This window comes from Variovorax sp. PAMC28562 (assembly GCF_014303735.1).
In the GTDB taxonomy this organism is placed as follows: Bacteria; Pseudomonadota; Gammaproteobacteria; order Burkholderiales; family Burkholderiaceae_C; genus Variovorax.
In genome coordinates this window covers 3,885,882-3,910,759 of sequence record NZ_CP060296.1, presented here as the reverse complement: position 1 = coordinate 3,910,759, position 24,878 = coordinate 3,885,882, and the positions used below count along the sequence as shown (strand labels likewise).

Below are 24,878 nucleotides of genomic sequence, written 5' to 3'. Positions count from 1 at the left end.
ATGTCGAGGTGGCGGCTGGCGCTCCTGCTGTTGGCGGGCGCTGCTTACGCAGGGTTGTCGCACTGGATGATGCTTTTTCATGCGGCCGAACCGTGGGCCGTGGTGGTGCTGCTCGTGCCGCTGTGGCTGACCGCGCTTGGCCTCGCCGCGGCACGCGTCGGCAAGTGGGCGCTGCTCATCGTCGCCGCGGCCGGCGCCGCATTGTTCGTGCTGGTGTTGCGCGGCGAGGCGGGCGACCCCAACCGGCTCTACGTGCTGCAGCACGCGGGCATCAACTTCGTGCTGTGCATCTGGTTCGGCAGCACCCTGCGCGGTGATGGCTTGTCGCTCATCGGGCAATTCGCACAACGCGTGCATGCGATCGTGCCCGGCATGAAGCGCTACACCGATCAAGTCACCTTGGTGTGGACGGTGTACTTCGCGTTGATGGTTGTCGCCTCGGTCGTCGTCTACCTCACGCTGCCGTTTTCAGCCTGGTCGTTGCTGGCCAACGTGTTGACGCCGGTGAGCGTGGTGTGCCTGTTCGTCGGCGAACATTTCATGCGCTATCGGCTGCATCCCGAGTTCGAACGCACCCGCATGATCGATGCGGTGCGAGCCTTTTATGGCGCGCCTGTCGACAACGGTGCGCCGCGATGAACAGTACGTCTGGTACCGCGAACACCACGCAAATGAAGTCCGATCTTCCTAAGTTCCTTCCGCTGCTGGGCGCACGCGACCTCGACGCGCCGCTCGCCTGGCGCGCCGGCGTCCCGATTTCGTCACGGCAGTATCTGGCCGACGTCACCGCTCTCGCCGAGCAGTTGCCGGCCCAAGGTCCGGTGGTCAATCTGTGCGTCGACCGCTATTCCTTTGCCGTCGGTCTCGGCGCTGCGCTGGTGCGCCGACTGCCCAGTTTGCTGCCGCCAGACGCCCGGCCCGAGACGCTGTCGCGACTGCGCGAAGGCAACCCGAATCTCTTCGCAATCGCCGACGACAAGCACCTCGATCCGCAAGGCATCACGGTGGTCTGGACCGATCCACGCGTGCATGTCGCCGTGCGCGACGGTGCATCGATAGAGATGCCGATGATCGACGCCGAAGGCCATGCCGTCAGCCTGTTGACTTCGGGTTCGACGGGCGTGCCGCAGCCGCACGCCAAGAGTTGGCGCACGCTGGTCGACGACGTCGGCGCTGCGGTGCCGCGGCTCGCCGATTTGCTGAAGCTGTCGTCGCTCGACGGCTTGACGCTGGTGACGACGGTGCCGGTACAGCACAGCTACGGGCTCGAATCGTCGGCCTTGCTCGCCATGCTCGGCGGCGCATCGTTCGACAGTGGCCGGCCGTTCTTTCCGGCGGATGTCACAGCCACGCTCGAGGCGTCGCCGCGACCGCGTGCGCTCATCACCACGCCGTTTCATCTGAAGACCCTGTTGGTGGCCGGCGTGCCGCTGCCAGCGGTCGACCTGATCCTGTCGGCCACGGCCCCGCTGTCGCCGCAACTCGCCGTGCAGGCCGAGCAGGCGATGTGCGGCGCGCTGATCGAAATCTACGGCAGCACCGAGTCGGGCCAGGTCGCAACGCGGCGCACCACCGAGAGCGAGGTCTGGCACACCTTCGGCGAAATCCAGGTGACGGCCGAGCCGACCGAAGACGGGGCAGAGCGCTTCGTTTTCAGCGGCGATTTCGTGCCCCGCCCGACGCCGATGGCCGACGTGCTGGAGTTGATCGATTCGCAGCACTTTCGCCTGTTAGGCCGGGCCAACGACCTGATTCACGTGGCCGGTCGGCGCAGTTCGCTCGGGCATCTGAACTATCACCTGAACAGCGTCGCTGGCGTGGTGGATGGCGCGTTCTGGCTGCCCGACGAAGTGGCCGACGGCGTGGTGCGGCCGGTGGCCTTCGTGGTCGCGCCGGAGTTGAAGTCGGGTGACCTCATCGCGGCGTTGCGGCAGCGGCTGGAGCCGGTCTTCGTGCCGCGCCGCGTGGTGCATGTCGCGTCGCTGCCGCGGGAGGGCACCGGTAAGCTCACGGTGCGTGCGTTGCGGGAATTCGCGCTGGCGCAACTGGCCGACGACAGCACCGCGGTGCAGGTCACGCGCGACGTGCCGGTCGACCACCCTGCCTTTGCCGGCCACTTCCCCGGCCAGCCGTTGGTGCCCGGCGCATTGCTGCTGGCCGAGGTGCTCGAAGCCGCGCACGGTGTGCCGGCATTGGTCGCGCGACTGGGCCGGCAACCGACCCTGGCGGCGTGCAAGTTCCTGTCGCCGGTACGGCCCGGCGCCACGTTGACGATCGAGCTTCAACCCGAGCCGGGCGCAGCCAGAGGCGTGCGCTTCGAGGTGCGCTGCAATGCGCAGATCGCGGTCAGCGGCCGCTGGATGCCGGGTACAGACACGGCTGCATGAGCGCCGATCCGACCGTGACAAGACCCGCGTCCGAAACCGATCGGCCGGCCGCTGCAGCCGATTGGTCGACCACGCCGGAGCGCGCCAACAAGGTGGCACTTCAGGTGATCTGCTGGATCGCATTGACGATGGGACGCCGCGCCGCGCGGCTGGTACTGCATCCGGTCACGCTGTATTTCCTGCTCTTTTCGCCAGCGCCGCGTCGCCACATCAAGCGGTACCTGTTTCGCGTGATCGGTCCAAACGCAGGGTGGGGCGACGGCTACAAGCTGCTGCACGCCTTCGCCTCCACCGTGCTCGACCGTGTCTACTTTCTGCGCGGCCGCATGGACCTGTTCGATGTGCGGGTCGTCGGCAAAGAGCCGGTCGAGAGCGAAGCACTGGCGGGCCGCGGCGCCTTTTTGCTGGGTGCGCATGTCGGCAGCTTCGAGGCGCTAGGTGCCTGCAAGGGGCTCAGCCCCGACTCGCCAAAACTACGTCCGGCGATGCTCATGTTCCCGGACAACGCGCGGCAGATCAACGCCATGCTGGATGCGATCAGCCTGCCGGAACTGCGGCCGCACGTGATCGCGCTGGGCCGGCCACATTCGATGCTCGAGCTGCGTGACTGGCTCGACACTGGCGGCATGGCGGGGCTGCTGGCCGACCGCACGCTGCCGGGCCAAGTCGAGCAGGCCGGTCAGCGCGGCAACAGCATCGAGCTTCCGTTTCTGGGGCAGCCGGCGCTGTTCAACGACGGGCCGTTTCGTCTGGCTGCGCTGCTGCGCCGCCGCGTCTTCTTCATGGCGGGTTTGTATGTGGGCGGCGCCCGCTACGATGTGCTGTTTGAGCCGCTGGCCGATTTCAGCGAACGCATTCGCGACCCGGCCGAGCGGGAACGCGCGATCCGCGAGGCAGTCGAAGCCTATGTGATGCGGCTCGAAGCGCTGTGCCGCAAGTACCCCTACAACTGGTTCAATTTTCATGATTTCTGGCTCGAAGATTCGCGGTGAGTTGGGCGGGAGCGCAGGCGCAGTGCAATGGCGCGACGTATGCCGCACGCTCCTGCTTCTGCTGGCTTTCAGCGCGTCGTCGGCCTGGGCATTCGAGCTGCCAGACCTGATGGGCCTGCTGGCCAAACAGAAGAGCGGCGAGGCACGTTTCACCGAGCAGCGCTTCGTGCGCGGTCTCGAAGGCCCGCTCAATGCCAGCGGTACGCTGAGCTTCACTGCGCCCGACAAACTCTCGCGTCGCACGCTCACGCCGCGGCCTGAAAGCATGGTCGTCGACGGCAACAACATGGTGCTGTCGCGCGGCGAGCGCACACGCACCATGACGCTCGACAGCGTGCCCGAACTGCAAGGCCTGGTCGAAGCCATGCGTGGCACCTTGAGCGGCGACACGGCCGCGCTCACCCGCTATTTCAAGAGTGTCGTCGGTGGCTCGGTGGACGGCTGGACGCTCGACCTGCAACCGCTCGACAACCGCCTCGCCGCGCAAGTCCGCAGCGTGCGAATGAGCGGCCGTGGCAGCGAAGTGCTCGGCCTCGAAATGGAGTTCGTCGGTGGCGACCGCTCTGTCATGACGATCGTTCCGACCCGGCCTGCGCCGTGACATCGCGCCAGCCGGTTGCGACCTCTGCGGCCACGGGTGCGTCCGGGCTCAGCCGCCAGCGTCGCATCGTGGTACTGCTGGTCTGGCTTGCCATCGTCGCGGCCGGCGTGGTCTTGATCACACGCACACATTTCAGCGCCGACCTGTCGGCCTTCCTGCCCCAGAGCCCCGATGCGCGCCAGCGCGTGCTCATCGAGCAACTGCAAACCGGCGTGGCGTCGCGCACCTTGTTGATCGGCATCGAGGACGGCACCGATGCAACGCAGCGCGCGGTCGTCTCGCGCGCGGTCGCTGGCGCCATGCGCGAAAGCGGCCTGTTCGACCAGGTGCAGAACGGTGACGCCTCTGACTGGAAGGCGGCCGGTACCTGGCTGTTCGATCACCGCTATCGACTGTCGACATCCGTTACGCCCGAGCGCTTCACCGCTGCTGGTCTGCACGATGCCATCGCCGACACGCTGTCGTTGCTCGGCACGCCGGCTGGCAACCTGGTCAAGCCGCTGCTCGACCGCGATCCGACCGGCGAGACGCAAGGCGTGGCCGAAAGCCTCATCCCCGCCAATGCGCCGCGCACCGAAGCCGGCGTGTGGGCCTCGCGCTCGGCACCACGCGCGGTGTTGCTCGCGACCACGCACGCATCCGGCAGCGACCTCGACGCGCTGACCATCGCCATCGCCAAAGTGCAGTCGGCTTTCGATGCGGCCACGCGTGACATGACTGGCGCCAAGCCACGGCTGCGGCTCAGCGGCGCGCCAGTGTTCTCCGTGCAGAGCCGCGATCAGATCAAGGGCGAGGCGATCCACCTGTCCATCGTTGGCGGCATCGTGATGGGCTGTTTGTTGCTGCTGGCCTTCGCATCGCCCAAGGCCTTGCTCATCGCTTTCCTGCCGGTCGCGACCGGCGTGGTCGCGGGCACCGCCACCGTCAGCCTGGTGTTCGGCAACGTGCACGGACTGACGATGGGATTCGGCAGCACGCTCATCGGCGAGACCATCGACTACGCCATCTATTACCTGATCCAGGCGCGCGGCGCTGCGGTGCCGGGCACCGGCTGGCAACGCTGGCGCGACCTCAACTGGCCGACCGTGCGCCTCGGTCTGTTGACCTCGGTGTGCGGCTTCGCAGCCCTGCTTTTCTCCGGCTTCCCGGGGCTCGCGCAGCTCGGTGTTTTCTCGATTGCCGGCCTGGTCGCCGCGGCCCTCGCCACACGCTACGTGCTCCCGGTGCTGGCGCCCGATGGCGCCACCGGCATGGGCATGCGCCGCACCATGGCCAAGGTCGCCGGTGCCATCGTGCGCGGACTGCCGCGGCTGCGTCTGGGCCTGTTCGCGCTCGGCCTTGCCGCGCTGGCTTTGCTGGCGTGGCGCGGTGCCGACCTGTGGCGCGCCAACCTGAGCGCGATGAGCCCGCTGCCCAAGGAAGCGCAGGCACTCGACGAATCGCTGCGTGCGGACATCGGTGCCAGCGACGGCGGCTTGCTGGTGGTCGCGCAAGGTGCCGATGTGCAAACCGTGTTGCGCAACGCCGAAGCCGCCAGCGTCCGCCTCGAAAAGATGGTCGACAGCGGCGAGCTCACCGGCTTTGAAACCGTCACGCGCTTTCTGCCGAGCGAAGCGGCGCAGCAAGCACGCGTCGCGAGCCTGCCCGACAGCGCCACGCTGCGTACCCGGCTCAACGAGGCGATGAAAGATCTGCCACTGCCGGTCGCGCGGCTCGAGCCGTTTCTTGCCGATGTCGAGACCGCGCGCAACCAGCCCATGGTGCAGCGCGAAGACCTCGCGAGCGGGCCGCTCGGGCCGATCGTCAGCTCGTTGATGTACCAGCGGCCGGGCGGCGGATGGGGTGCGTTGATCGCGCTGCACCCGGGCACGAAGTTCGATCAGGCTCGGCTCGAATCGGCGCTCGCCGGCGTGCCGGATGTGCAGGTGGTCGACGTCGGCCGCGAACTCGGTGCGCTCTACGATCGCTATTTGCATGAAGCCTTCGTTCAGGTGCTGCTCGGCGCGCTCGCGGTCGTGGTGCTGCTCGGCCTGTATCTGCGATCGCCGCGCCGGCTGCTCGCGGTGTGCCAGCCGTTGGTGTTTGCTGTCGTGCTCACGCTGGGCGGCCTCGCGGTGCTGCAGGTGCAGCTCGGCATCCTGCATCTCGTGGGCATGTTGCTCGTGGTGGCAGTGGGGTCCAACTACGCGCTGTTCTTCGATCAGTTGCGCGAGACCGGCCGCGCCGACGAAGACACGCTGGCGTCGCTGATGCTGGCCAATCTCACGACGGTGGTGTCGTTCGGCTTGATCGCGATCTCGAACATTCCGTCGCTGTCTGCCATCGGCCGCGTGGTGGCGCCGGGGGCGATGCTGGCATTGCTGTTGTCTGCTGCCTTCGTACGGGGCGCGCCGCCAGCGCCGCCGGTGTCGAGCGGTCGCCGCTGATGGGAAAATATTAAAAGTGACACCACTTATCGACTCGACGCGTGGGACTGCATGGCCCTGGCCGCCCATTCTGCGGGCCAGTGTCGGCTGGCATGTGGCCGCGATCGGCGCTGGTGTGCTGGTCCCGGGCGCACTGCCCTGGGCGGTCGGCGCCATCGTACTGAACCATGCGCTGATCACCGGCGCCGGCCTGACGCCACGCAGCAGTTTGCTCGGCCCTAACGTCACGCGTTTGCCCGAAGCAGCGGCCGCGCGGCGTGAGGTCGCCATCACCATCGACGACGGGCCCGAGCCTGACGTCACGCCGCAGGTGCTAGACCTGCTCGATGCGCACGGCCAGCGCGCAACCTTCTTCTGCATCGCCGAGCGCGTGCGCGCACAGCCGGCGTTGGCACGCGAGATCGTGGCGCGTGGTCACAGCATCCAGAACCACACGACGCAGCATCGGCATAACTTTTCCTTCCTGGGTCCGCGCGGTTTTGCCACCGAGATCGCTCAGGCGCAAGACATGCTCGCCGATGTGATCGGGCATAAACCGACCTGTTTTCGTGCGCCCGCCGGGCTGCGCAATCCGTTTCTGGAGCCGGTGCTGCATCGGCTCGGGCTGCGGCTCGTGAGCTGGACTCGCCGCGGTTTCGACACCCGCGAAGGCGATGCGGCCAAGGTGCTGGCGCGATTGACGCGTGGCTTGCAGGCGCGTGACATCCTCTTGCTGCACGACGGCAATGCCGCGCATACGTCCGCGGGCCGCCCGGTGCTGCTCGACGTGTTGCCCCCATTGCTCGACCGCCTGCGCGCCGAAGGGCTGCAGTCCGTTACGTTGCCGCAAGGACTTCAAGGGCTCCACACATGAATGCCGACACCGCGCCGCTTCCGCAGCCCGACACCGCATGGCGCGAACTGCACGAGGCAGCCACGCTGCCCTACAAAACGGCCGGTAACTTCGCCTGGCGTTTCGCGCGCGGCAAGCTGGGGCGCGACCCGGTTTTTCGCGGCCTGATCGAACGCCGGTTGATCGATGCGCGGCATGCGCGCGTGGTCGACATCGGTTGCGGCCAGGGCCTGTTCGCGAGCCTGCTGGCATCGATGAGCGCGATGCAGGTCAAGGGCCGATGGCCAGCGTCGTGGCCCGCCACCACTGCAGCTGCGCAGTACACCGGCATCGAGCTGATGCCCAAGGACATCGCACGTGCCCAAGCGTCGATCGGCCATCTGCGGCCGGCGCCCCGACTGCTCTGTGCAGACATGTGCAACGCAGATTTGCCGGCGTGCGATCTGGTCGTGATCCTCGACGTGCTGCACTACGTCGGCATCGCCGCGCAGGACAATATTCTGCGGCGCGTGCGCGATGCGCTGCAGCCGGAAGGGCGCCTGTTGTTGCGTGTCGGCGATGCGTCTGACCGACGCGGCTTTGCAGTGAGCCAGTGGGTCGACCGGATGGTCACTCGCATTCGCGGCCACAAGGTTTCGCCGACCTGGGGCCGGCCGCTGGCCGCATGGATCGCCACGCTCGAAGGCTTCGGCTTCAAAGTGCAGAGCGTGCCGATGAGCCAGGGCACGCCGTTCGCGAACGTGCTGCTGGTCGCCGATCTCTGTCTGTCTGAAAGCAAAGAATGACGCCCCAAACACTCGACCGCGCCGCCATCGCCCGACGCATTCCGCACAGCGGCACCATGTGTCTGCTGGACCGCCTTGAAAGCTGGTCGGCCGAGGCCATCCACTGCACTACCGCCACCCACACGGCGCCCGACAACCCGTTGCGCACCGCGAGCGGGTTGCTCGCGCCCAACGCCATCGAATATGCGGCGCAGGCCATGGCCTTGCATGGCGGCGTGCTGGCGGTCGAGGGCAGCGTGCCGTCGGCCGGGTTTCTGGCGAGCGCACGTAACGTGAGGATGGCTGTCGAGCGGCTCGACGACATCGCCGGTTTGCTGCATGTGCGCGCCCGTCGGCTGTCAGGCGATGCGCGGCAGGTGCTCTATGAATTCGACTTGACCGACAGCGAGGGCCGGGCGGTCGCCGAAGGCCGCGCCGTGGTCGTCCTCAACACGCCACTGGCGATGGAAGCTCCCCAATGACTCTCGAAGGCAACACTCTCGCAGGAAAACGCGCCCTCATCACCGGCGCGAGCGGCTCGCTCGGTGCGGCCATCGCGACGCGGCTGGCGCGCGACGGCGCCACTGTGTTGCTGCATGCCAATTCAAGGCCCGAGGCCGTTGAGCAACTGGCCGCGACGATCATCGCCGCCGGTGGCAAAGCCGAGAGCGTGGTGTTCGATCTGCGCAGCGACGAGGCAGCGCGCCTGGCCTGCGAGCGCATGCTCGAAGCCGGCCCGGTGCAGATCGTCGTGAACAACGCCGGCGTGCACGACGACGCGGTCATGCCCGGCATGCGGCCCGAGCAGTGGCACAAGGTCATCGACGTGTCGCTCAACGGCTTCTTTCGGGTGACGCAGCCGCTGTTGCTGCCGATGCTGCGCACGCGCTGGGGCCGCATCCTGAACATCTCGTCGGTCGCGTCGCTCACCGGCAACCGCGGGCAGGTCAACTACGCGGCCGCCAAGGGCGCGCTCAACAGCGCGACCAAGGCGCTGTCGCTCGAAGTGGCAGCGCGCGGCGTCACCGTCAACGCCATCGCGCCGGGGATCATCGCGTCCCCAATGGCGGATGCAGTGTTCGACCCGGCGATGATCAATCAGATGGTGCCGGCCAAGCGGGCCGGGACGCCGGACGAGGTGGCGGCGCTGGCCGGTTTTCTGGCGAGCCCCGAAGCCGCCTACATCACGGGGCAGGTCATCTCGATCAACGGCGGGATGATTTAGCTCGCCCCACCCCTGACCGGGGGCAACACCAGCGGCCCGGCGAAGGCGGTTCCGCGATGTTTCTGGAAGGGGGCAGCGTCGCGATGGCCGGTGGGTCGCAGTGCGGCCAACAAGGCGCGTTTGCTTCAGCGCTTGAATAGCAAGACTGAGTTGCTTCCGCCGAAGGCGAATGAGTTGCTGATGGCGGCCTGCGTATTGGCAGCGCTGTAGCCGGGTTCGAGCACCAGATTCAGCGCGCAAGCCGGGTCGGGCGTGACGCAGTGCGCATTGGGCGGCAGCCGTTGCTCGTAGAGCGCCATCACGGTAATCACGGCTTCGATCGCACCGGCTGCGCCGAGCAAGTGGCCGTGCAGCGCCTTGGTCGAGCTCACTCGCAGCCGGTCGAGATCAGCGCCCCATACCTCGGCAAGCGCCTTGGCTTCGACTTCGTCGCCGATGCGTGTCGCGGTGCCGTGTGCGTTGCAGTAGCCGATGTCGTGAGGCTCCAGGTCGGCCATCTTCAGGGCCTGGCGCAGCGCGCGCGCCTGGCCAGGCGCGTCGGGCTTGGTGAGGTGCGTGGCGTCGCAGCTGCTGCCCCAGCCTGCGAGCGTCGCGTAGTGTTTGGCACCACGCGCCTTTGCACGCTCTGCCGATTCGAGCACGATGAAAGCCGCACCTTCGCCCAGCGCGAAGCCGCTGCGATCGGCGGCGAAGGGGCGCACCGCGTCGGCGGCCTCGCCGGGCGCAAACGAGGCCAGCGTCTGCATCGCCTGCCACGCCATGACCACGCCGGGGACGATGAGCGCTTCGCTGCCGCCGGCGATTGCAAGGTCGACATCGCCGCGCTGCACTGCCTTGGCGGCTTCGGCGATGGCCATTGACGACGATGCGCACGCGACCGAATAGGTGAGCACCGGGCCGTGAACGCCCTGACGCATGGCGACATGCGCTGCCGGAGCGTTGGGCATGAAAGCGGGGATGGTCAACGGCGGCACGCGGCCGGAGCCGCCGCTCTGCGTGTTGCCGCTTCGGTACGCGGCCTCGAGAGCCGCCGCACCGCCCATGCCGCAGCCCACGAAGACGCCGATGCGCTCGGCCTCGACCGTTCCCGCGGCGCCAGCATCCTTCATGGCGAGCTCTGCCGCAGCGACGGCCAACTGGCTCACGCGGTCGACCCCGGCCAGCTGTAGCTTGGTGAACCAACGCGAAGCGTCGAAGATGACGGTCGCTGCGGCCGCCGGCTTGGGCAGCTCCGGAAATACGGGTCGAATGGCCGAACGGCCGAGCATCAGCGCTTCGAACAGCGAAGTGATGCTGTCGCCGTGCGGTGCCACGACGCCCATGCCGGTGACGACGACGGCGTAAGAATTCACGCTGCTTTTTTCACTTCGTCTTTTGCAGCGCGAACACGGTCGACCAGCGCGGCCAATTCACCAAGGGTGTCGATGTTCGGATCGTCGTCCGGCAGCTCGATGTGAAAGTGATCTTCGATTGCGAACACGAATTCGGCGATCGAGAGCGAATCGAGCCCGGTCTCTCGCATCGACGCATCGGGCGCGAGCTTTTCAGGCGGGATGTCGTACTTTTCCTGGATCAGGTCCTGCAACTCTTTCAGCGAACTCATGGTGAGGTGAACTTGGTGTTGTTAGAGGTTGGTGCGGTTGGCAAATGCGGCAGGCAAGGGGTCGGCGCGGGCCATCGGCACATCGGATCGCGGTCGCCAGCGCAGCGACGGCACTGCAAAAGCCATTCCCAGCATAGCGCCACCGATCACGTCCAGCACCACGTGTTGTCGAACGGCCAGGGTCGACCAGGCAATGGCGAGAAACCAGAGCACGTTGAGCAGGCGGAGCGTCCAGGGTACGCGTGCACGGCGCAGCACGTCTTCCACGTGCATCGCAGTGAAAATGGCGACCGCCACGTGCATCGACGGGAAGGCGTTGCCGGTGGCGTCTACGCCTTGCAGCATTGCGAAGCCGGGAAAGCCCGACACGTCGAACGTCAGGGCCGGCACCGCCGTCGGAAATACATAGAACACAGCCAGTCCCGAAAGGCACAGCGCAGCTTCCCACAGCCCGAAGACGACGAGTTCGGCAAAATTGCGCTGCAAACCCGGCGCAAAGCCGATGTAGAACCAGAGCGACAGGTACGCCACCAACGTGTAAGGCTGGAACGGGATCAGCAGGTCGAGCGCGGTCAGCGGCATCGTGATCGGCTGCTGCGTCGGGTGCCGCAGCAGCTGAAAGTAGCCGATGAAAAAGATCCAGGTGAAAGCGATGGTGCCGCCCAGCTTCAACAAGAAAAGACGGCGCATGCGCAGCGCGATCTCGGCGGTCCAGGGACGGGCCTGATTCGACGCGGTCGCGGTCATGGCTGGAACGGTGGCAGACCTCGAAAACGCCGCCACAGGAGGGCCGGCAAGCGAAGAACGAACTCGAACATGAGCCGGGTGTGCATCCACGACAAGAGCACGTTGTCGCGCACATACCGGAAGTGCGAGACGCCACCTTCTTCAGCTGTGAGGTACTTCACCGGTGCATCGATATTGACTGGTTTGACGCCCCGCCAGGCGAGTCGCACGACCGCTTCCGTGTCGAAGTCGAAGCGGCGCATCCAGGGCTGGCTCTTCATGACAGCGATCAGGCCGGCGACGGGGTACACGCGAAAGCCGTAGAGCGAATCGCCGATGCCTGCGAACAGGGTTTCGAGATGCGTCCAACCGTTCGACAGCTTGCGGCCGCGCACGCGCAACAAGGGGGCGCTGGAATCGAAAATCGGGCGGCCCAGAACCATGGTCTCCGGGCGGGCGAGCGATGCGTGCATGAAAGCCGGTATGAGGTCTGCCGGATGTTGACCATCGGAGTCCATGGTGAGTACGTGCGTGTAGCCCGCTTCTTGCGCGGCTTGCAAGCCGTGCAGCACTGCAGCACCCTTGCCCTGGTTGGCCGGCAGCAGCCAGACCCGCAGGCCCGGATCGGCCTCGGCCATCTGCCGCAGCCGCTCGCCGGTGCCATCGGTGCTGCCATCGACGACGACCCACACGGGACTCCATTGCGCTCGCGCTGCACTCACTGTCGAGAAAAGGCGCTCGCCCGTGTTGTAGCTAGGGATCAGAACTAGGTGTGTAGGGGAGACGTCTGGCATTCGGCAGGCGCGGTGTCGTCGCGCTGTTGTTGTTCTACATGGTGTCGAAAATACTGATCGAGCTGCGTCAGCAACGCGGCACTGTCTTGTCGCGGCAAAAAGCGGTGACCCAAACGCAGCTTGAAAACGACCGGTAGCGGCGGCACCCGCCACAGCGGCCAGCCCTTGCCGAGGTAGGGCGAGTCGGTGTCGATAAAGACCGTTTGAATCGGCGCCTGCGCGAGCTTTGCGATCAGCGTCACGCCGGGGCGAAACGCATTAAGCGGCGGCGAGACGGTGCGCGTGCCCTCCGGAAAGATGACCAGCTGGCCGCCGTCGCGCAGATCGTTGACGGCGAGCCGGACCATCGTGCGCGCCGAGTCGTTGCGGATGTATTGTGCGAGCCGCGCGCCGGCACCCAGAAAGACGTTCTTCATGAGCGACGCCTTCATGATGCAGGCGCTTCTGGGCAAATGCGCCACCAGCAGCAAGGCATCGAGCATGGTGGGATGGTTGGCCACGAAGATCACGCCCGGCTCGTCGCGCAGCGCGTCGAGGCAGCTCGCGTCGATGCGCATCATCCTGCAGGCCGACGCTACGTTCCAGAACAGCCGATAGCCCCACGAGATGCCCGCACGGCCGATGCGCAAGCCTTGCCGCGCCGGCAACACCGGATGCAGCACCATGGCAACGAGGTTCCAGCCGAGCGACATGGCGCCGAGGAACAGCAGCAGCGTGTAGAGCAGCAGCGCCAGCGGAATCGTTGCGAGTAAGCGCAGGGCGCGAATCATGGCGTGGGCGCCGGTTCACGCATCGAGTGAGCCGACCGGCAAGGCATCGTGCCGAGCGCCTTGCACACCGGACGCAACCGCATGTGCCTCGATCTCGACCAGCAAGTCGCTGCGGCAGATGTCGGCTTCGAGCACCACCGCGTGCGCAGCGAAGTGCGAGCCCGCGCCCAGTACCTCGTCGATCACTTGGCGGATGGCGACGACATCGTCGACATGCCGTACATAGATCACGCAATCGAGCGCCGGCACCGTGAAGTGTGCGGCGTCGTACGGTGCTTCGAGCTTGCCTGCTGCGTCGTTCGCGGCGGCGACCACCGCAGCGAGGTTGCGCAGCGTCTCGCGTGTCTGCTCGCGCACGTCACCGGGGTGAACGGTCTCGTGGCCGATGATGCTGGCGGTGCCGGAGATAAAAAGTGCGACATCGCCGCCGCCCATTTCGGCGAGTGCCGCGCGTGAGAAAGTCGGCGCGCGCGGCCCGTAGGTCGGCGGGTAGCGGTAGGCTGATACCTGGCGCGGATTTTCGACCGGCACCGGCGCCTTGCGGCCTGCCAGAAAGCGGATGCTCAATGCGCCTTGCCGGATGCCCAGCGCGCAGGCTGCCGGGGCGCCGTCGAAAGCGGGGCGAGCGGCATCGATAAAGGCCTGCTGGCGGCCGAAGTTGAATTGGCGGTAGCGCTCCAGGCCGGTGCCTCCGGTGCCTTGCCCCGCGGCGCTGTCGTCGGAATCGTTGAAGCCGTTGATGCGCGGCAGATAGTTCCAGATGCGCAGCAGGTGAGGCGTACCTGCTTCGTCGAGCGCCTTGAAGAGATCGCTGTAAGCGCGGTGCGACATGTCGGACAAGCCCTCGTCATCGGCCTTGTCGGTCGCTTCGGAAAGATCGATGGCGCCGAGCAGCCACTCGCCATCGCTGCGCCAACGGGCCGAGCCGGTCGCGCCCGAATCGATGCGCTCGCCCGCATGCCAGACGTCGGCCATGGCACCGCGCAGCGACAGCACCTGCGCGTCGACCGTCGGCATCCAGTGCAGATGCGCAGGCGTGCCGTAGCCCAAGGCGCCGAAGGGTGCGTCGCCGGTGGCGCTGAGGTCGAGGCTGTCGGCCAGCGACATCCGTTCGACCCGCAGACGGGACGGAAAGCCCGAGGAGCCCGAGTTGTCGGCAAGTGGCGCGCTCACTTGGCCTCCACCACGTTCTCGCCGACCAGCGGACCGAGGTCGCGAATGTTGCGCCGCCGCCGCGTCCACGCCAGCCAGGTCCGCCTGGGATGGCCGGCCGAAACCAACCAGTACATCGACTTGATGATGCGCAGCGAGCGCCAGATCGGCGTCTTGCCGTAGATGTCGCCCGCCAGCAAGGACATGAGCGCTTCCTTCACCCGCATGGGGTTTTGTGGGTACATGAAAAAGTCGCGCATGGTCGGGTTGGTGACCCGAAAGATGAACCACGAAAACTCGCGTGGCCCCTTGCGCATGTAGCGCTCGAAGCGCTGCATCAGCGCCGCCGCCTGCGCAGGACGCTCGAGCGCGGCGGTCACGACATCGACGCTTTCGAAGGCGCTGTGCATCGCCAGATAGACGCCCGACGAAAACACCGGGTCGACGAAGGTGAACGCGTCGCCGAGCATCAGATATCGCTCGCCGCTGCAATGCGTGCTGGTGTACGAGTAGTTGCCGGTGGCGTACACCGCGTCGTCGACCAGCGTGGCGTCTTTCAGCCGCTCGACCAGTTGCGGGCAGAGCGCGATGGTGTCGGCAAAGAAGTCCTTGACCGGCTCGGTGCGTGACTTCAGGTAGTGCGGCCAGCAAACTGCGCCAATGCTGGTGGTGCCGTCGGCCAGCGGTATGTACCAGAACCAGCCGTGCGCGAACCAGAAGATGGTGATGTTGCCTTCGAGCTTGCCTTCACCGCGCAAGGCGTTGGCGAAGTGGCCGAACAAAGCCGAGCTGTTGTGCTTCGGGTTTTTCTGCTTGGCCTTGAACTTGTTCGACAGGAAGGTGTCGCGGCCCGATGCATCGATGACGAAGCGGGCGCGCCATGTGCGCTTTTCGCCATCGTCGTGCGTGGCCTGCACGGTGGCGCCGTCGGCGTCGAAGTCGACATTCCGCACGCGCCAGCCTTCGCGCGTGTCGGCGCCGTGCGCGGTTGCATTGCGAAACAGCATCTCGTCCATTTCGGAGCGGCGCACCTGCCAGGCGTATGGCATCGACTTGTCCCAAGCCTCGGCAAATTCGAGCGCCACCGTGTGATCGTGGTCGGGCGAGACGAATTCGACGCCGTACTTGGGCATGCCGATCGCCTCGATCTGTTCGCGCAGGCCCAGTCGGTCGAACAGAGCGACGTTGGCGGGCAACAGCGATTCGCCGATGTGAAAGCGCGGGTGGTGCGCTTTCTCGAGCAGCACGACCTTGCGGCCCTGCTGCGCGAGCAGTGCGGCCGCGGTGGAGCCCGCGGGGCCGCCGCCGATGACGAGTACGTCGCAAGCCTCGACGTCTGTCGTGACGACATGACTTTGGACAGGTGTCGGGTCAAGAATGTTCATGCGCAGTGTCAGGTTGAATTCAGGCGCCGCAGCGGGAAAGCGGCGTTTGAGCATTGGATTATCCAGAAAAGCACTGCGGCTCCCGCCGTGCGGCGCAGGCCGTTGCGTGCGACGGACAGTAAACTCGACATCTACTAGACAGCGAGAGCGAAGCCATGGCCGGACACAGCAAATGGGCAAACATTCAGCACAGGAAAGGCCGGCAGGACGAGAAGCGCGGCAAGGCATGGACCCGGGTGATCCGCGAAATCATGGTCGCTGCGCGCCTCGGCGGCGGTGACTTGGGCACCAACCCGCGGCTGCGGCTGGCGGTTGAAAAGGCCAAAGCCGTCAACCTGCCGATCGACACGGTCAAACGCAACATCGACAAGGCCACCGGCAATCTCGAAGGCGTCAACTACGAAGAAATCCGCTATGAGGGCTACGGCATCGGCGGCGCGGCGATCATCGTCGACACCATGACCGACAACCGGGTGCGCACGGTGGCCGAAGTGCGGCACGCCTTCTCTAAATACGGCGGCAATATGGGCACCGAGAATTCGGTCTCCTTCCAGTTCAAGCATTGCGGCCAGTTCGTCTTTGCGCCCGGCACCGACGAAGACAAGGTGATGGAAGTCGCCCTGGAGGCCGGCGCCGAAGACGTTGTGACGGGCGAAGACGGCGCCATCGAAGTGCTGTCGGCGGTCGGCGACTTTGAAGCGGTCAAGAACGCGCTCGACGCCGCCGGCCTCATGCCCGAAGTGGCCGAGGTCACGATGCGGGCCGAAAACACGGTCGATGTCACTGGCGACGACGCTGCAAAAATGCAGCGGCTGCTCGACATTCTTGAAGACCTGGACGACGTCCAGGAGGTCTATCACAACGCTGCACTGTCGGAATGAAAAATCCTCGAATGAAAGCTGGCGAATGAAGGTTCTGGTGATTGGCGGCGGTGGTCGCGAGCACGCGTTGGCCTGGCGCCTTGCACAGGCGACGCGCGTCAGCAAGATTTATGTGGCGCCGGGCAACGGCGGTACGGCGACCGATTCGCGATTAATCGGAGTCGACATCACCGACCCGGTCGCGCTGCGCGAGTGGGCGGCCAAGGAAAAGATCGCGCTGACCGTGGTCGGCCCTGAAGGTCCGCTCGCTGCCGGCGTGGTCGACGAATTTCGCGCACACGGCTTGCGCATCTTCGGTCCGACGAAAGCGGCCGCGCAGCTCGAGAGCTCCAAAGCTTTTTCGAAGGCCTTCATGAAGCGCCACAAGATTCCGACGGCGGAATACGAGGCCTTCACCGACCCTGTCGCCGCGCATGCGTACATCGAAGCCAAGGGCGCACCGATCGTCGTCAAGGCCGACGGGCTGGCGGCAGGCAAAGGCGTCGTGGTTGCCATGACGGCGGCCGAGGCGCACGAGGCGATCGACTTCATGCTGGTCGACAACAAGTTCGGCGTCGCCCACAACGACATCGGCGACGGCAAGGCGGTTCCGCGCGTCGTGATCGAAGAGTTTTTGCAGGGCGAGGAGGCAAGTTTCATCGTTATGTGCGACGGCAAGAACGTGCTGGCGCTCGCCACGAGCCAGGATCACAAGCGCCTGCTCGACGGCGATGAAGGCCCCAACACCGGGGGCATGGGTGCCTATTCGCCGGCTCCGGTCGTCACCGCCGAAGTGCATGCGCGGGCTATGCGAGAGATCATCCTGCCGACCATCCGCGGCATGGAAAAAGACGGCATTCCATTCACCGGTTTCTTGTATGCGGGTCTGATGATCGACGGCACCGGTCACCCGAAAACACTGGAATTCAACTGCCGCATGGGCGACCCGGAAACGCAGCCGATCATGATGCGGCTCAAGTCGGATCTGTTCGAAGTGTTCTTGCACGCCACTGATGGGACGCTCGACCAAGTCGAACTGCAATGGGACCGGCGTGTCGCCTTGGGCGTCGTGATGGCGGCGCACGGTTATCCGCTCGATCCGCGAAAAGGCGACCGTATCGCCGGGGTGCCGGCGGAGACGGCCGATGCTGTCGTGTTCCATGCTGGTACCGCGCTCAAGGGCAAGGAATTGCAGACCAGTGGCGGCCGGGTGTTGTGCGTCACCGTGCTGGCGGACAGCGTCAAGCTGGCGCAGCAGCGCGCTTACGCAGTGGCTTCGCGCATTCAATTCGACGGGGCGCAATACCGGCGCGACATCGGGTATCGCGCCTTGCATGCGCACACGCAGGGGAATACGCAAGGCCGGGGGCAGGGCGGCTGATGGCGGTTGCGTCTGCAACGGTCACGACGACACCGGCAGAAGTCGCCGCCTACCTGCGCGGATTGCAGCAACGCATCGTCTCGTCGATCGAGGCGGCCGATGGCGGTGCGTGCGCCAGCGATGCCTGGCAGAAAGCGCCGGAAGAATTGCTTCAAGGCAGCGGGCTCACCTGCATCCTCGAAGGCGGCAAATTGTTCGAACGCGCAGGCTGCGGCTTCTCTCAGGTTCGTGGCCCCAGGCTGCCGCCTTCGGCCACGCAACATCGGCCCGAACTGTCGGGCGCGCCCTTCGAGGCGATGGGCGTGTCGTTGGTTTTTCATCCCCGCAATCCGTATGTGCCGACAGTGCACATGAACATCCGCATGCTGGCTGCGCTGCCCGAAGGTGGCGAGCCGGTCTGCTGGTTTGGCGGCGGCATGGACTTGACGCCGTACTACGGTTTTGTCGAGGACGCGGTGCACTTTCATGCGACTTGCCGCGATGCGCTAGCGCCCTTCGGCGACGACAAATATCAGCGCTTCAAGCAGTGGTGCGACGAGTACTTTTTCTTGAAGCACCGCAACGAGCAGCGCGGCATCGGCGGCATCTTTTTCGACGATTTCTCGGAGCTCGGTTTCGAACAGAGCTTCGCGATGTTGCGCTCCGTCGGCGATGCGTTCTTGCCTGCTTACATGCCGATCGTCGAGCGCCGCCGCGAAACACCGTATGGCGAGCGCGAGCGCGAATTCCAGTTGTACCGCCGCGGCCGCTACGTCGAGTTCAATCTCGTGTGGGATCGTGGAACGCACTTCGGTCTGCAGTCCGGCGGTCGCACCGAATCGATCTTGTTGTCGATGCCGCCGCTCGCGAGTTGGGCTTATCAGCGCATGCCTGACGTCGGTACGCCCGAGGCGAGTCTGTACAGCGACTTCATCGTGCGGCGCGAGTGGCTTTGAGCGCGCAGGGCAACGGCAGTGGTCGGCCGTCGATCCGCATCGGCGTATTCGGCGGCGCGTTCGATCCGCCGCACAACGCACACGTCGCGCTGGCTGCAGCGGCCCTGGCGCAGCTCGGTTTGCAGGAGCTACGCATCTTTCCGACCGGGCAGGCCTGGCACAAGGCGAGGGCGTTAACCCGTGCCGAAGACCGGCTCGCCATGACGCGTCTTGCGTTTCAGGACTTGCCCGGCGCTGTCGTCGACACGCGCGAAGTGTTGCGGCCCGGCCCCACTTACACGCTCAATACCTTGCAAGAGCTGCACGACGAATTGCCCGACGTGCAATGGGTGCTGGTCATGGGCGAAGACCAGGCCCGCGCCTTGCCGACCTGGAACGGCTGGCAGAGTATACTCGCGCTTGCTATCGTTTCTGTAGCGCATCGAGCAATACAGACGGGCGATGCAGCCCGGTTCGATCCATCTGCCTTGCCCGGCCTACCGGCTGGCGCCCGGTTCGAGAGACTTGAGCTGCCGGCCATGGACATCAGCGCCACCGACATTCGCGAGCGCGCTGCCCGTGGCAGAGACCTTTCCGCACTGGTTCCGCCCGCCGTTGCACGCTATATTGATCAACATCTCCTCTACCGACCTGCCTGATGACAACTGAAGCCGCCGCCAAGAAAGACACCCAGAAACTTCAGCGAGCCATCATCGATGGACTTGAAGACGTCAAGGCGCAGGACATTGCGGTATTCGACACTGAGCATCTTTCACCGCTTTTCGAGCGCGTGATCATCGCCTCGGGCACATCGAATCGACAGACCAAGGCGCTGGCTTCGAGCGTGCGCGATGCCGTGCGTGAAGCCGGCTTTGGCAAGCCGCGCATCGAAGGCGAAGAAAACGGCGAATGGATCATCGTGGACTGCGGCGCGGCGGTCGCGCACATCATGCAGCCGGCCATCCGCCAGTATTACCACCTCGAAGAAATCTGGGGCGACAAGCCGGTTCGTACCAAGCTCGGATCGAGCAAGCCGGCGTCGCCGGCCAAGGTCGTCGAAGAGAAGAAGCCGGCCGTCAAGCAACCGACGACGTTGCGCCGGTCCAGCGCTGCCAAGACCGCCATTCGCGCCGCTGAGCTCGAGGCCAAAGCAGCCAAGGGCCCATCATCGCGCAGGGCGCCGGCTCGCAAGGCTTCTGCCAACACGCCTGTCAAAGTGTTCGGCAAGCCGGCCGCCAAGAAGGCGGCTGCCAAATCGGCGCCGAGGTCGGCCGCGAAGCCTGCAGCCCGACCTGCCTCCAAGACCGCCGCCGCGGTCAAGAAGCCCGCGCGCAAGGCTGCTCCGAAGAACGCATGAAGCTCCTGGTGGTCGCGGTCGGGCAACGCATGCCCGACTGGGCACAGACCGCCTGGGACGATTACGCCAAGCGCTTCCCGCCGGAGCTCAAACTCGAACTGCGGGCTGTCAAGACAGAGCCACGCAGTTCGAAATCACTCGACACGATCTATGCCGCCGAGCGCGAACGCATTGAGGCAGCGATCGCCCGCGGCATGCACATCGTCGCGCTGGACGAACGTGGCACCTCGCTCACGACAAAGGCCCTGGCGGCCCGACTGCAGGCCTGGCAGGGCGAGGGCGACGACGTGGCACTGGTCATCGGCGGCCCCGACGGGCTCGACCCTGCCTTCAAGGCCGCTGCGCACGAGCGCATTCGTTTGTCCGATCTGACATTGCCTCATGCCATGGCGCGCGTGCTGCTGGTCGAACAGCTGTATCGCGCCTGGTCGGTCAACGCCGGCCATCCGTACCACCGCGAATAGCGCCTGGACCACTTGCTTTTGCCTGCGCCGATGCGCTTCATCTACCTTGCCTCGCAGAGTCCGCGCCGTGCCCAGTTGTTGGGACAACTCGGCGTGCGCCATGAGCTGCTGTTGGCCGATGACGACGAGGACGCCGAAGCGCTCGAGGCCGTGCATGGTGCCGAGAGTCCGGCTGCCTACGTACAGCGAGTGACGGGGCTCAAACTCGACGCCGCGGTCGAGCGCCGCAAGCGCCATGGGCTGCCCGACGCGCCGGTGCTGTGTGCCGACACCACCGTGGCGCTCGGCCGCACCATCTTCGGCAAGCCCGATGATGCTGCCGACGCGCGTCGCATGCTGGGTCTCCTGTCGGGTACGACGCATCGCGTGCTGACGGCCGTGGCCGTACATCACGGGCGCCGCCGCGATGCCGCGCTCAGCGTCTCGCGTGTGCGCTTCGCGACCCTGACTCGGCCGCAGATCGCGCGCTATGTAGAGGGCGGCGAGCCGCTCGGCAAAGCCGGCGCCTACGCAGTGCAGGGTGCTGCGGCAGCCTTCGTCGAATACATCGGCGGGTCCTATTCGGGCATCATGGGTCTTCCGATGTTCGAGACCGCGCAGCTGCTGCGGCGCGCCGGTTTCAAGATCTAGAAGAACCCATGCAAGACATCCTGATCAACTGGTCCCCGCAAGAGACCCGCGTCGCGCTGGTGGAGCACGGCGCAGTGCAAGAGCTGCATGTCGAACGCACGCTGGAGCGGGGGTTGGTCGGCAACGTCTATCTCGGCAAAGTGTCGCGCGTGCTGCCTGGCATGCAGTCGGCTTTTATCGACATCGGTCTCGAGCGCACAGCGTTCCTTCACGTCGCCGACATCGTTTCTCCCTTCACGCCGGGCTCACGTGCCAGCACGCAGGTGCCCGAGCGCGACCATCGCGGCAGCGGGCCGATCGTGCCCATCGAAAAGCAGGTGTTCGAAGGACAGTCGTTGCTCGTTCAGGTGATCAAGGACCCGATCGGCACCAAGGGCGCGCGCCTGTCGACGCAGATCAGCATCGCAGGGCGGCTGCTGGTGTTCTTGCCGCAAGACAACCATATCGGCGTGTCGCAGAAGATTCCGTCGGACCAGCGGGATGCCTTGCGCGCCCGCATGCAGGTGCTGATCGAGGCGGCAGCAGCAGCCGACAGCGGCGGTGTGGTGCCGGCCGCCACCGGTGGCTTCATCCTGCGTACCAACGGCGAAGACTCGTCCGACGCCGAACTCGCCGAAGACATCGCGTACCTGCGCAAGACTTGGTCGCGCATTCGCGAATCGTCTTCTCGCATGCCGGCGATGTCGTTGCTGCATCAAGACCTGAGCCTGCTGCAACGCGTGTTGCGCGACATGACCAGCGAAGACACGCAGACCATTCGCATCGATTCGCGCGAGCAGTTCGATGTGCTGCACAAGTTCGGTGCCGAGTTCATGCCACAGGCGGCTGGCAAGCTGCAGCACTACAAAGGCGAGCGTCCGATTTTCGACCTGTATGCGGTCGATGAAGAGATCGCCAAGGCGCTAGGTCGACGCGTCGAACTCAAGTCAGGTGGTTATCTGGTGGTCGATCAGACCGAGGCGTTGACCACCGTCGACGTCAACACCGGTGGTTTCGTCGGCGCGCGAAATTTCGACGACACGATCTTCAAGACCAACCTCGAAGCCGCGCAGGCCATCGCGCGACAACTCAGGTTGCGCAATCTGGGCGGCATCATCATCGTGGACTTCATCGACATGGTGCGAGACGACCATCGCGAGCAGGTGCTGGCGGAGTTCAGGAAGCAACTCATGCGCGATCGCGTCAAGACGACAGCCGGCGGTTTCTCGCAGTTGGGTCTGGTCGAGATGACGCGCAAGCGCACCCGCGAATCGCTGGCTCACATGCTGTGCGAGCCGTGCCTGGCGTGCAAAGGTCAGGGCATCGTCAAGACGGCCCGCAGCGTGGCCTACGACGTCATGCGAGAGATCCTGCGCGAGGCGCGGCAGTTCACGCCGCGCGAGTTCCGGATCGTGTCATCGCCGCAGGTCATCGAGCTGTTTCTGGACGAAGAGAGCCAGCATCTCGCCGGCCTCAGCGACTTCATCGGAAAGCCGATTTCCCTGCAGGCCGAAGCTGCGATCGGCCAGGGACAGTACGACATCGTGTTGCTCTAGCTCGCTCCCAGGTCGCTGCGCACTTCGTGTCGCGACTCCCACTCCCTGGACCCGGAGCAACATCAGCGGCGCGGCAGAGCCGGTTCCGCGATGTTTCTGGAATCGAGGGTCAGATCGTGGGCTCTTTTTCTGGAGGGGCTGTGCGAATGGCGTTGTTTTGCAGGCGGGCGTACAGGCCATCGAGCGCCATCAGTTGTGCGTGGCTGCCTTGCTCGGACACGCGGCCGCGCTCCATGACGACGATGCGATCGGCGTGCTGGATCGTGGAGAGGCGGTGCGCCACGATGAGTGTGGTGCGGCCTTGCATCAAGCGCTGAAGGGCGTCTTGCACCAGGCGCTCCGACTCGGTGTCGAGGGCCGAGGTGGCTTCGTCGAGCAGCAGAATCGGCGCGTCTTTGTAGAGTGCGCGTGCAATGGCCAGTCGCTGGCGTTGACCGCCCGACAGTTGCGCCGCGTTGTGGCCGAGCACGGTATCGATGCCCTGGCTGAGGCTGTCGATGTGCGACTGCAGGTTCGCCGCGACGATGCAGCGCTGAACCTTGTCTCGGTCGATGTCGCCGCCTAACGCGACGTTCGCGGCCAGCGTGTCGTTCAGCATGACGACATCCTGACTCACCATCGCGAACTGCGCGCGCAGGCTCGACAGCTGCCATTCGCCGATGTCGTGGTCGTCCAGCAGCACCTTGCCCGCACTGGGCAGCACGAAGCGGGGCAACAAATTGACGAGCGTTGTCTTGCCCGACCCTGACGGCCCGACGAAGGCCACGACCTCGCCCGGCTCGATCGTCAGGCTGAGCCGGTCGATGGCAGAGGCTTCGTCGTCGCCGCGGTAGCTCACTCGCACGTCTTTCAGTTCGATGCGGCCGCGCGCGCGGTCGGCGGTGTAGCTGCCTTGCGTCTCCGAGGCGATGTCGTCGATCAGCGCCAGCCCGCGCTCCAGTGCGGCGAGGCCGCGCGTGATCGGGTTGGCCATGTCGGCAAGCCGGCGGATCGGCGCGATCAGCATCAGCATGGCCGTGATGTAGGCGACGAAGCCGCCGACAGTCAAACCTTGCTCGCCGCTTTGCCAGAGCGCGATCATGAGCACCACGGACAGCGCGACGGACGCGAGCAATTGGGTCAACGGCGTCATCGCGGCCGATGCGATGGTGGACTTCACGGCAAGCCGGTTCAGCTTCTGGCTCAGGGCCTCGAAGCGCTGCGCCTGGCCGGCTTCCGCGCCGTGCAGACGCACCATGCGGTGGGCAAGCACGTTTTCTTCGACGACGTAGGCCAAGTCGTCTGTAGCCTGCTGACCGAGGCGCGTCAGGTGGTAAAGGCGCTTGGAAAACACCTTCATGATGAATGCGACGCCGGGCACCAGCACACCGACGATGAGCGTCAGTTTCCAGTTCAGGTAGACAAGGTAAAAGAGCAGGGCGACCAGCGTGAAGCCGTCGCGCGACAGTCCCAGCAGCGCTTGCACCAGCAGCATGGCGCCAGTCTGCACCTCGTACACGACCGTGTTCGACAGTGCGCTAGCCGACTGCCGAGAGAACAATGCCAGCTCTGCCGCCAGCACCCGGTCGAACAGCACACGGCGCAACCGCTGCATCCCCTCGTTGGCGATACGTGCCAGGGCGTACTGCGAGACGAACTGCGCCAGTCCGCGCACCGCGAACAGCGAAATGAGCACGACCGGAACGGTCCACAACGCGAGCTGGCCGCGCGAAAAACCGCGGTCCAGCAGCGGCTTCAAAAGCGCCGGCATCAACGGCTCGGTGAGTGCCGCGATCATGGCTGCGACGACCCCTATGGTCCACCAGCGACGAGACTGCCCGAACCAGGTCATGAGCCGCGAAAGACGGCGCATCAAGGGGGCACGCACGGGGGCGTCTGAGGGGGCGGAAGGCATGGCGGCGGATTCTACGGGCGTGGACTGTTGACTCTTTATGAGTTCCTCCATGGGTCCTCATTGACGTTTTTCCCGTTGACATTCGCCCTTTTGCCACGTCCACAAGAGGCGCTCACGTTTTGTGACGACCCCTTCGGAGCTATGTGTACCATTGAGCCTCGCTTCAGATCGGGGAAACTTTTGCCC

General features: G+C 65.5%; 25 protein-coding genes. 17 read left to right on the top strand and 8 right to left on the bottom strand.

The features are described 5' to 3' along the window. The 9 genes from H7F36_RS18360 to fabG are packed head-to-tail and all read left to right on the top strand — an operon-like array spanning position 1 to position 9,227. Complete coding sequence (locus tag H7F36_RS18360; RefSeq protein WP_187052145.1) at positions 1–639, top strand: hypothetical protein; 639 nt, start codon at positions 1–3, stop codon at positions 637–639. Next, a complete protein-coding gene (locus H7F36_RS18355) occupies positions 636–2,387 on the top strand; it encodes an AMP-binding protein (protein ID WP_261802376.1) in 1,752 nt (583 codons plus the stop codon). Before H7F36_RS18360 ends, H7F36_RS18355 begins: the two co-directional genes overlap by 4 nt. Beyond that, complete coding sequence (locus tag H7F36_RS18350) at positions 2,384–3,379, top strand: acyl-CoA synthetase (protein ID WP_187052144.1); 996 nt, start codon at positions 2,384–2,386, stop codon at positions 3,377–3,379. Before H7F36_RS18355 ends, H7F36_RS18350 begins: the two co-directional genes overlap by 4 nt. Continuing rightward, positions 3,351–3,980 carry a LolA-related protein gene (locus tag H7F36_RS18345; RefSeq protein WP_222620398.1) on the top strand — a complete coding sequence of 210 codons (630 nt, stop codon included), beginning with the start codon at positions 3,351–3,353 and terminating at the stop codon, positions 3,978–3,980. The genes H7F36_RS18350 and H7F36_RS18345 overlap by 29 nt, the downstream gene beginning before the upstream one ends. Continuing rightward, positions 3,977–6,406: an MMPL family transporter gene (locus H7F36_RS18340; RefSeq protein ID WP_261802375.1), complete on the top strand. Its 2,430-nt coding sequence runs from the start codon at positions 3,977–3,979 to the stop codon at positions 6,404–6,406. Before H7F36_RS18345 ends, H7F36_RS18340 begins: the two co-directional genes overlap by 4 nt. Positions 6,407–6,422: 16 nt before the next feature. Beyond that, positions 6,423–7,259, top strand: coding sequence for a polysaccharide deacetylase family protein (locus tag H7F36_RS18335; protein WP_261802373.1), 837 nt, complete (start codon positions 6,423–6,425; stop codon positions 7,257–7,259). After that, entirely contained in the window at positions 7,256–8,023 is a 768-nt protein-coding gene (locus H7F36_RS18330) for a class I SAM-dependent methyltransferase (RefSeq protein ID WP_187052143.1), read from the top strand. Before H7F36_RS18335 ends, H7F36_RS18330 begins: the two co-directional genes overlap by 4 nt. Then, entirely contained in the window at positions 8,020–8,484 is a 465-nt protein-coding gene (locus H7F36_RS18325) for a hydroxymyristoyl-ACP dehydratase (RefSeq protein ID WP_187052142.1), read from the top strand. The genes H7F36_RS18330 and H7F36_RS18325 overlap by 4 nt, the downstream gene beginning before the upstream one ends. Next, positions 8,481–9,227, top strand: coding sequence for a 3-oxoacyl-ACP reductase FabG (gene fabG, locus H7F36_RS18320; protein ID WP_187052141.1), 747 nt, complete (start codon positions 8,481–8,483; stop codon positions 9,225–9,227). Before H7F36_RS18325 ends, fabG begins: the two co-directional genes overlap by 4 nt. A 125-nt stretch (positions 9,228–9,352) precedes the next feature. Here the strand turns inward: fabG and H7F36_RS18315 are convergent, their stop codons facing one another. The 7 genes from H7F36_RS18315 to H7F36_RS18285 are packed head-to-tail and all read right to left on the bottom strand — an operon-like array spanning position 9,353 to position 15,657. Then, positions 9,353–10,579 carry a beta-ketoacyl-[acyl-carrier-protein] synthase family protein gene (locus H7F36_RS18315; RefSeq protein WP_261802372.1) on the bottom strand — a complete coding sequence of 409 codons (1,227 nt, stop codon included), beginning with the start codon at positions 10,577–10,579 and terminating at the stop codon, positions 9,353–9,355. Next, entirely contained in the window at positions 10,576–10,830 is a 255-nt protein-coding gene (locus H7F36_RS18310; protein ID WP_187052140.1) for an acyl carrier protein, read from the bottom strand. The genes H7F36_RS18315 and H7F36_RS18310 overlap by 4 nt, the downstream gene beginning before the upstream one ends. Before the next feature lie 21 nt (positions 10,831–10,851). Next, the gene (locus H7F36_RS18305) at positions 10,852–11,577 is read right to left on the bottom strand and encodes a phosphatase PAP2 family protein (RefSeq protein ID WP_187052139.1); all 726 of its coding nucleotides are present in this window, start codon (positions 11,575–11,577) and stop codon (positions 10,852–10,854) included. Continuing rightward, positions 11,574–12,350 carry a glycosyltransferase family 2 protein gene (locus tag H7F36_RS18300; protein WP_187052138.1) on the bottom strand — a complete coding sequence of 259 codons (777 nt, stop codon included), beginning with the start codon at positions 12,348–12,350 and terminating at the stop codon, positions 11,574–11,576. Before H7F36_RS18300 ends, H7F36_RS18305 begins: the two co-directional genes overlap by 4 nt. Further along, positions 12,323–13,120 (bottom strand): lysophospholipid acyltransferase family protein, encoded by a 798-nt coding sequence (locus H7F36_RS18295; RefSeq protein ID WP_187052137.1) that lies wholly within the window; start codon positions 13,118–13,120, stop codon positions 12,323–12,325. The genes H7F36_RS18300 and H7F36_RS18295 overlap by 28 nt, the downstream gene beginning before the upstream one ends. Positions 13,121–13,135: 15 nt before the next feature. Then, positions 13,136–14,293: a Rid family hydrolase gene (locus H7F36_RS18290; RefSeq protein WP_315971426.1), complete on the bottom strand. Its 1,158-nt coding sequence runs from the start codon at positions 14,291–14,293 to the stop codon at positions 13,136–13,138. Next, the gene (locus H7F36_RS18285) at positions 14,290–15,657 is read right to left on the bottom strand and encodes an NAD(P)/FAD-dependent oxidoreductase (RefSeq protein ID WP_187055065.1); all 1,368 of its coding nucleotides are present in this window, start codon (positions 15,655–15,657) and stop codon (positions 14,290–14,292) included. Before H7F36_RS18285 ends, H7F36_RS18290 begins: the two co-directional genes overlap by 4 nt. Before the next feature lie 155 nt (positions 15,658–15,812). On the opposite strand from H7F36_RS18285, the gene H7F36_RS18280 reads away from it, so the two are divergent. Genes H7F36_RS18280 through rng form a run of 8 tightly spaced genes read left to right on the top strand, consistent with a single transcriptional unit; the run spans position 15,813 to position 22,798 of the window. Continuing rightward, positions 15,813–16,538 carry a YebC/PmpR family DNA-binding transcriptional regulator gene (locus tag H7F36_RS18280; protein WP_187052136.1) on the top strand — a complete coding sequence of 242 codons (726 nt, stop codon included), beginning with the start codon at positions 15,813–15,815 and terminating at the stop codon, positions 16,536–16,538. A gap of 25 nt (positions 16,539–16,563) precedes the next feature. Further along, positions 16,564–17,898, top strand: coding sequence for a phosphoribosylamine--glycine ligase (gene purD, locus H7F36_RS18275; RefSeq protein ID WP_187055064.1), 1,335 nt, complete (start codon positions 16,564–16,566; stop codon positions 17,896–17,898). After that, complete coding sequence (gene hemF / locus H7F36_RS18270; RefSeq protein ID WP_187052135.1) at positions 17,898–18,833, top strand: oxygen-dependent coproporphyrinogen oxidase; 936 nt, start codon at positions 17,898–17,900, stop codon at positions 18,831–18,833. Before purD ends, hemF begins: the two co-directional genes overlap by 1 nt. Next, the gene (gene nadD, locus H7F36_RS18265) at positions 18,824–19,471 is read left to right on the top strand and encodes a nicotinate (nicotinamide) nucleotide adenylyltransferase (protein ID WP_261802371.1); all 648 of its coding nucleotides are present in this window, start codon (positions 18,824–18,826) and stop codon (positions 19,469–19,471) included. The genes hemF and nadD overlap by 10 nt, the downstream gene beginning before the upstream one ends. Next, positions 19,471–20,169, top strand: a complete 699-nt coding sequence (gene rsfS, locus H7F36_RS18260; protein ID WP_187052134.1) for a ribosome silencing factor — start codon at positions 19,471–19,473, stop codon at positions 20,167–20,169. The genes nadD and rsfS overlap by 1 nt, the downstream gene beginning before the upstream one ends. Further along, positions 20,166–20,633: a 23S rRNA (pseudouridine(1915)-N(3))-methyltransferase RlmH gene (rlmH, locus tag H7F36_RS18255; protein WP_187052133.1), complete on the top strand. Its 468-nt coding sequence runs from the start codon at positions 20,166–20,168 to the stop codon at positions 20,631–20,633. Before rsfS ends, rlmH begins: the two co-directional genes overlap by 4 nt. 30 nt (positions 20,634–20,663) lie before the next feature. Further along, positions 20,664–21,263: a Maf family protein gene (locus H7F36_RS18250; protein WP_187052132.1), complete on the top strand. Its 600-nt coding sequence runs from the start codon at positions 20,664–20,666 to the stop codon at positions 21,261–21,263. Between the two features lie 8 nt (positions 21,264–21,271). Further along, entirely contained in the window at positions 21,272–22,798 is a 1,527-nt protein-coding gene (gene rng / locus H7F36_RS18245) for a ribonuclease G (RefSeq protein ID WP_187052131.1), read from the top strand. A gap of 109 nt (positions 22,799–22,907) precedes the next feature. Here rng and msbA read toward each other — a convergent pair whose 3' ends face one another. Then, positions 22,908–24,692, bottom strand: a complete 1,785-nt coding sequence (msbA, locus tag H7F36_RS18240) for a lipid A export permease/ATP-binding protein MsbA (RefSeq protein ID WP_187052130.1) — start codon at positions 24,690–24,692, stop codon at positions 22,908–22,910. Positions 24,693–24,878: the final 186 nt, after the last annotated feature.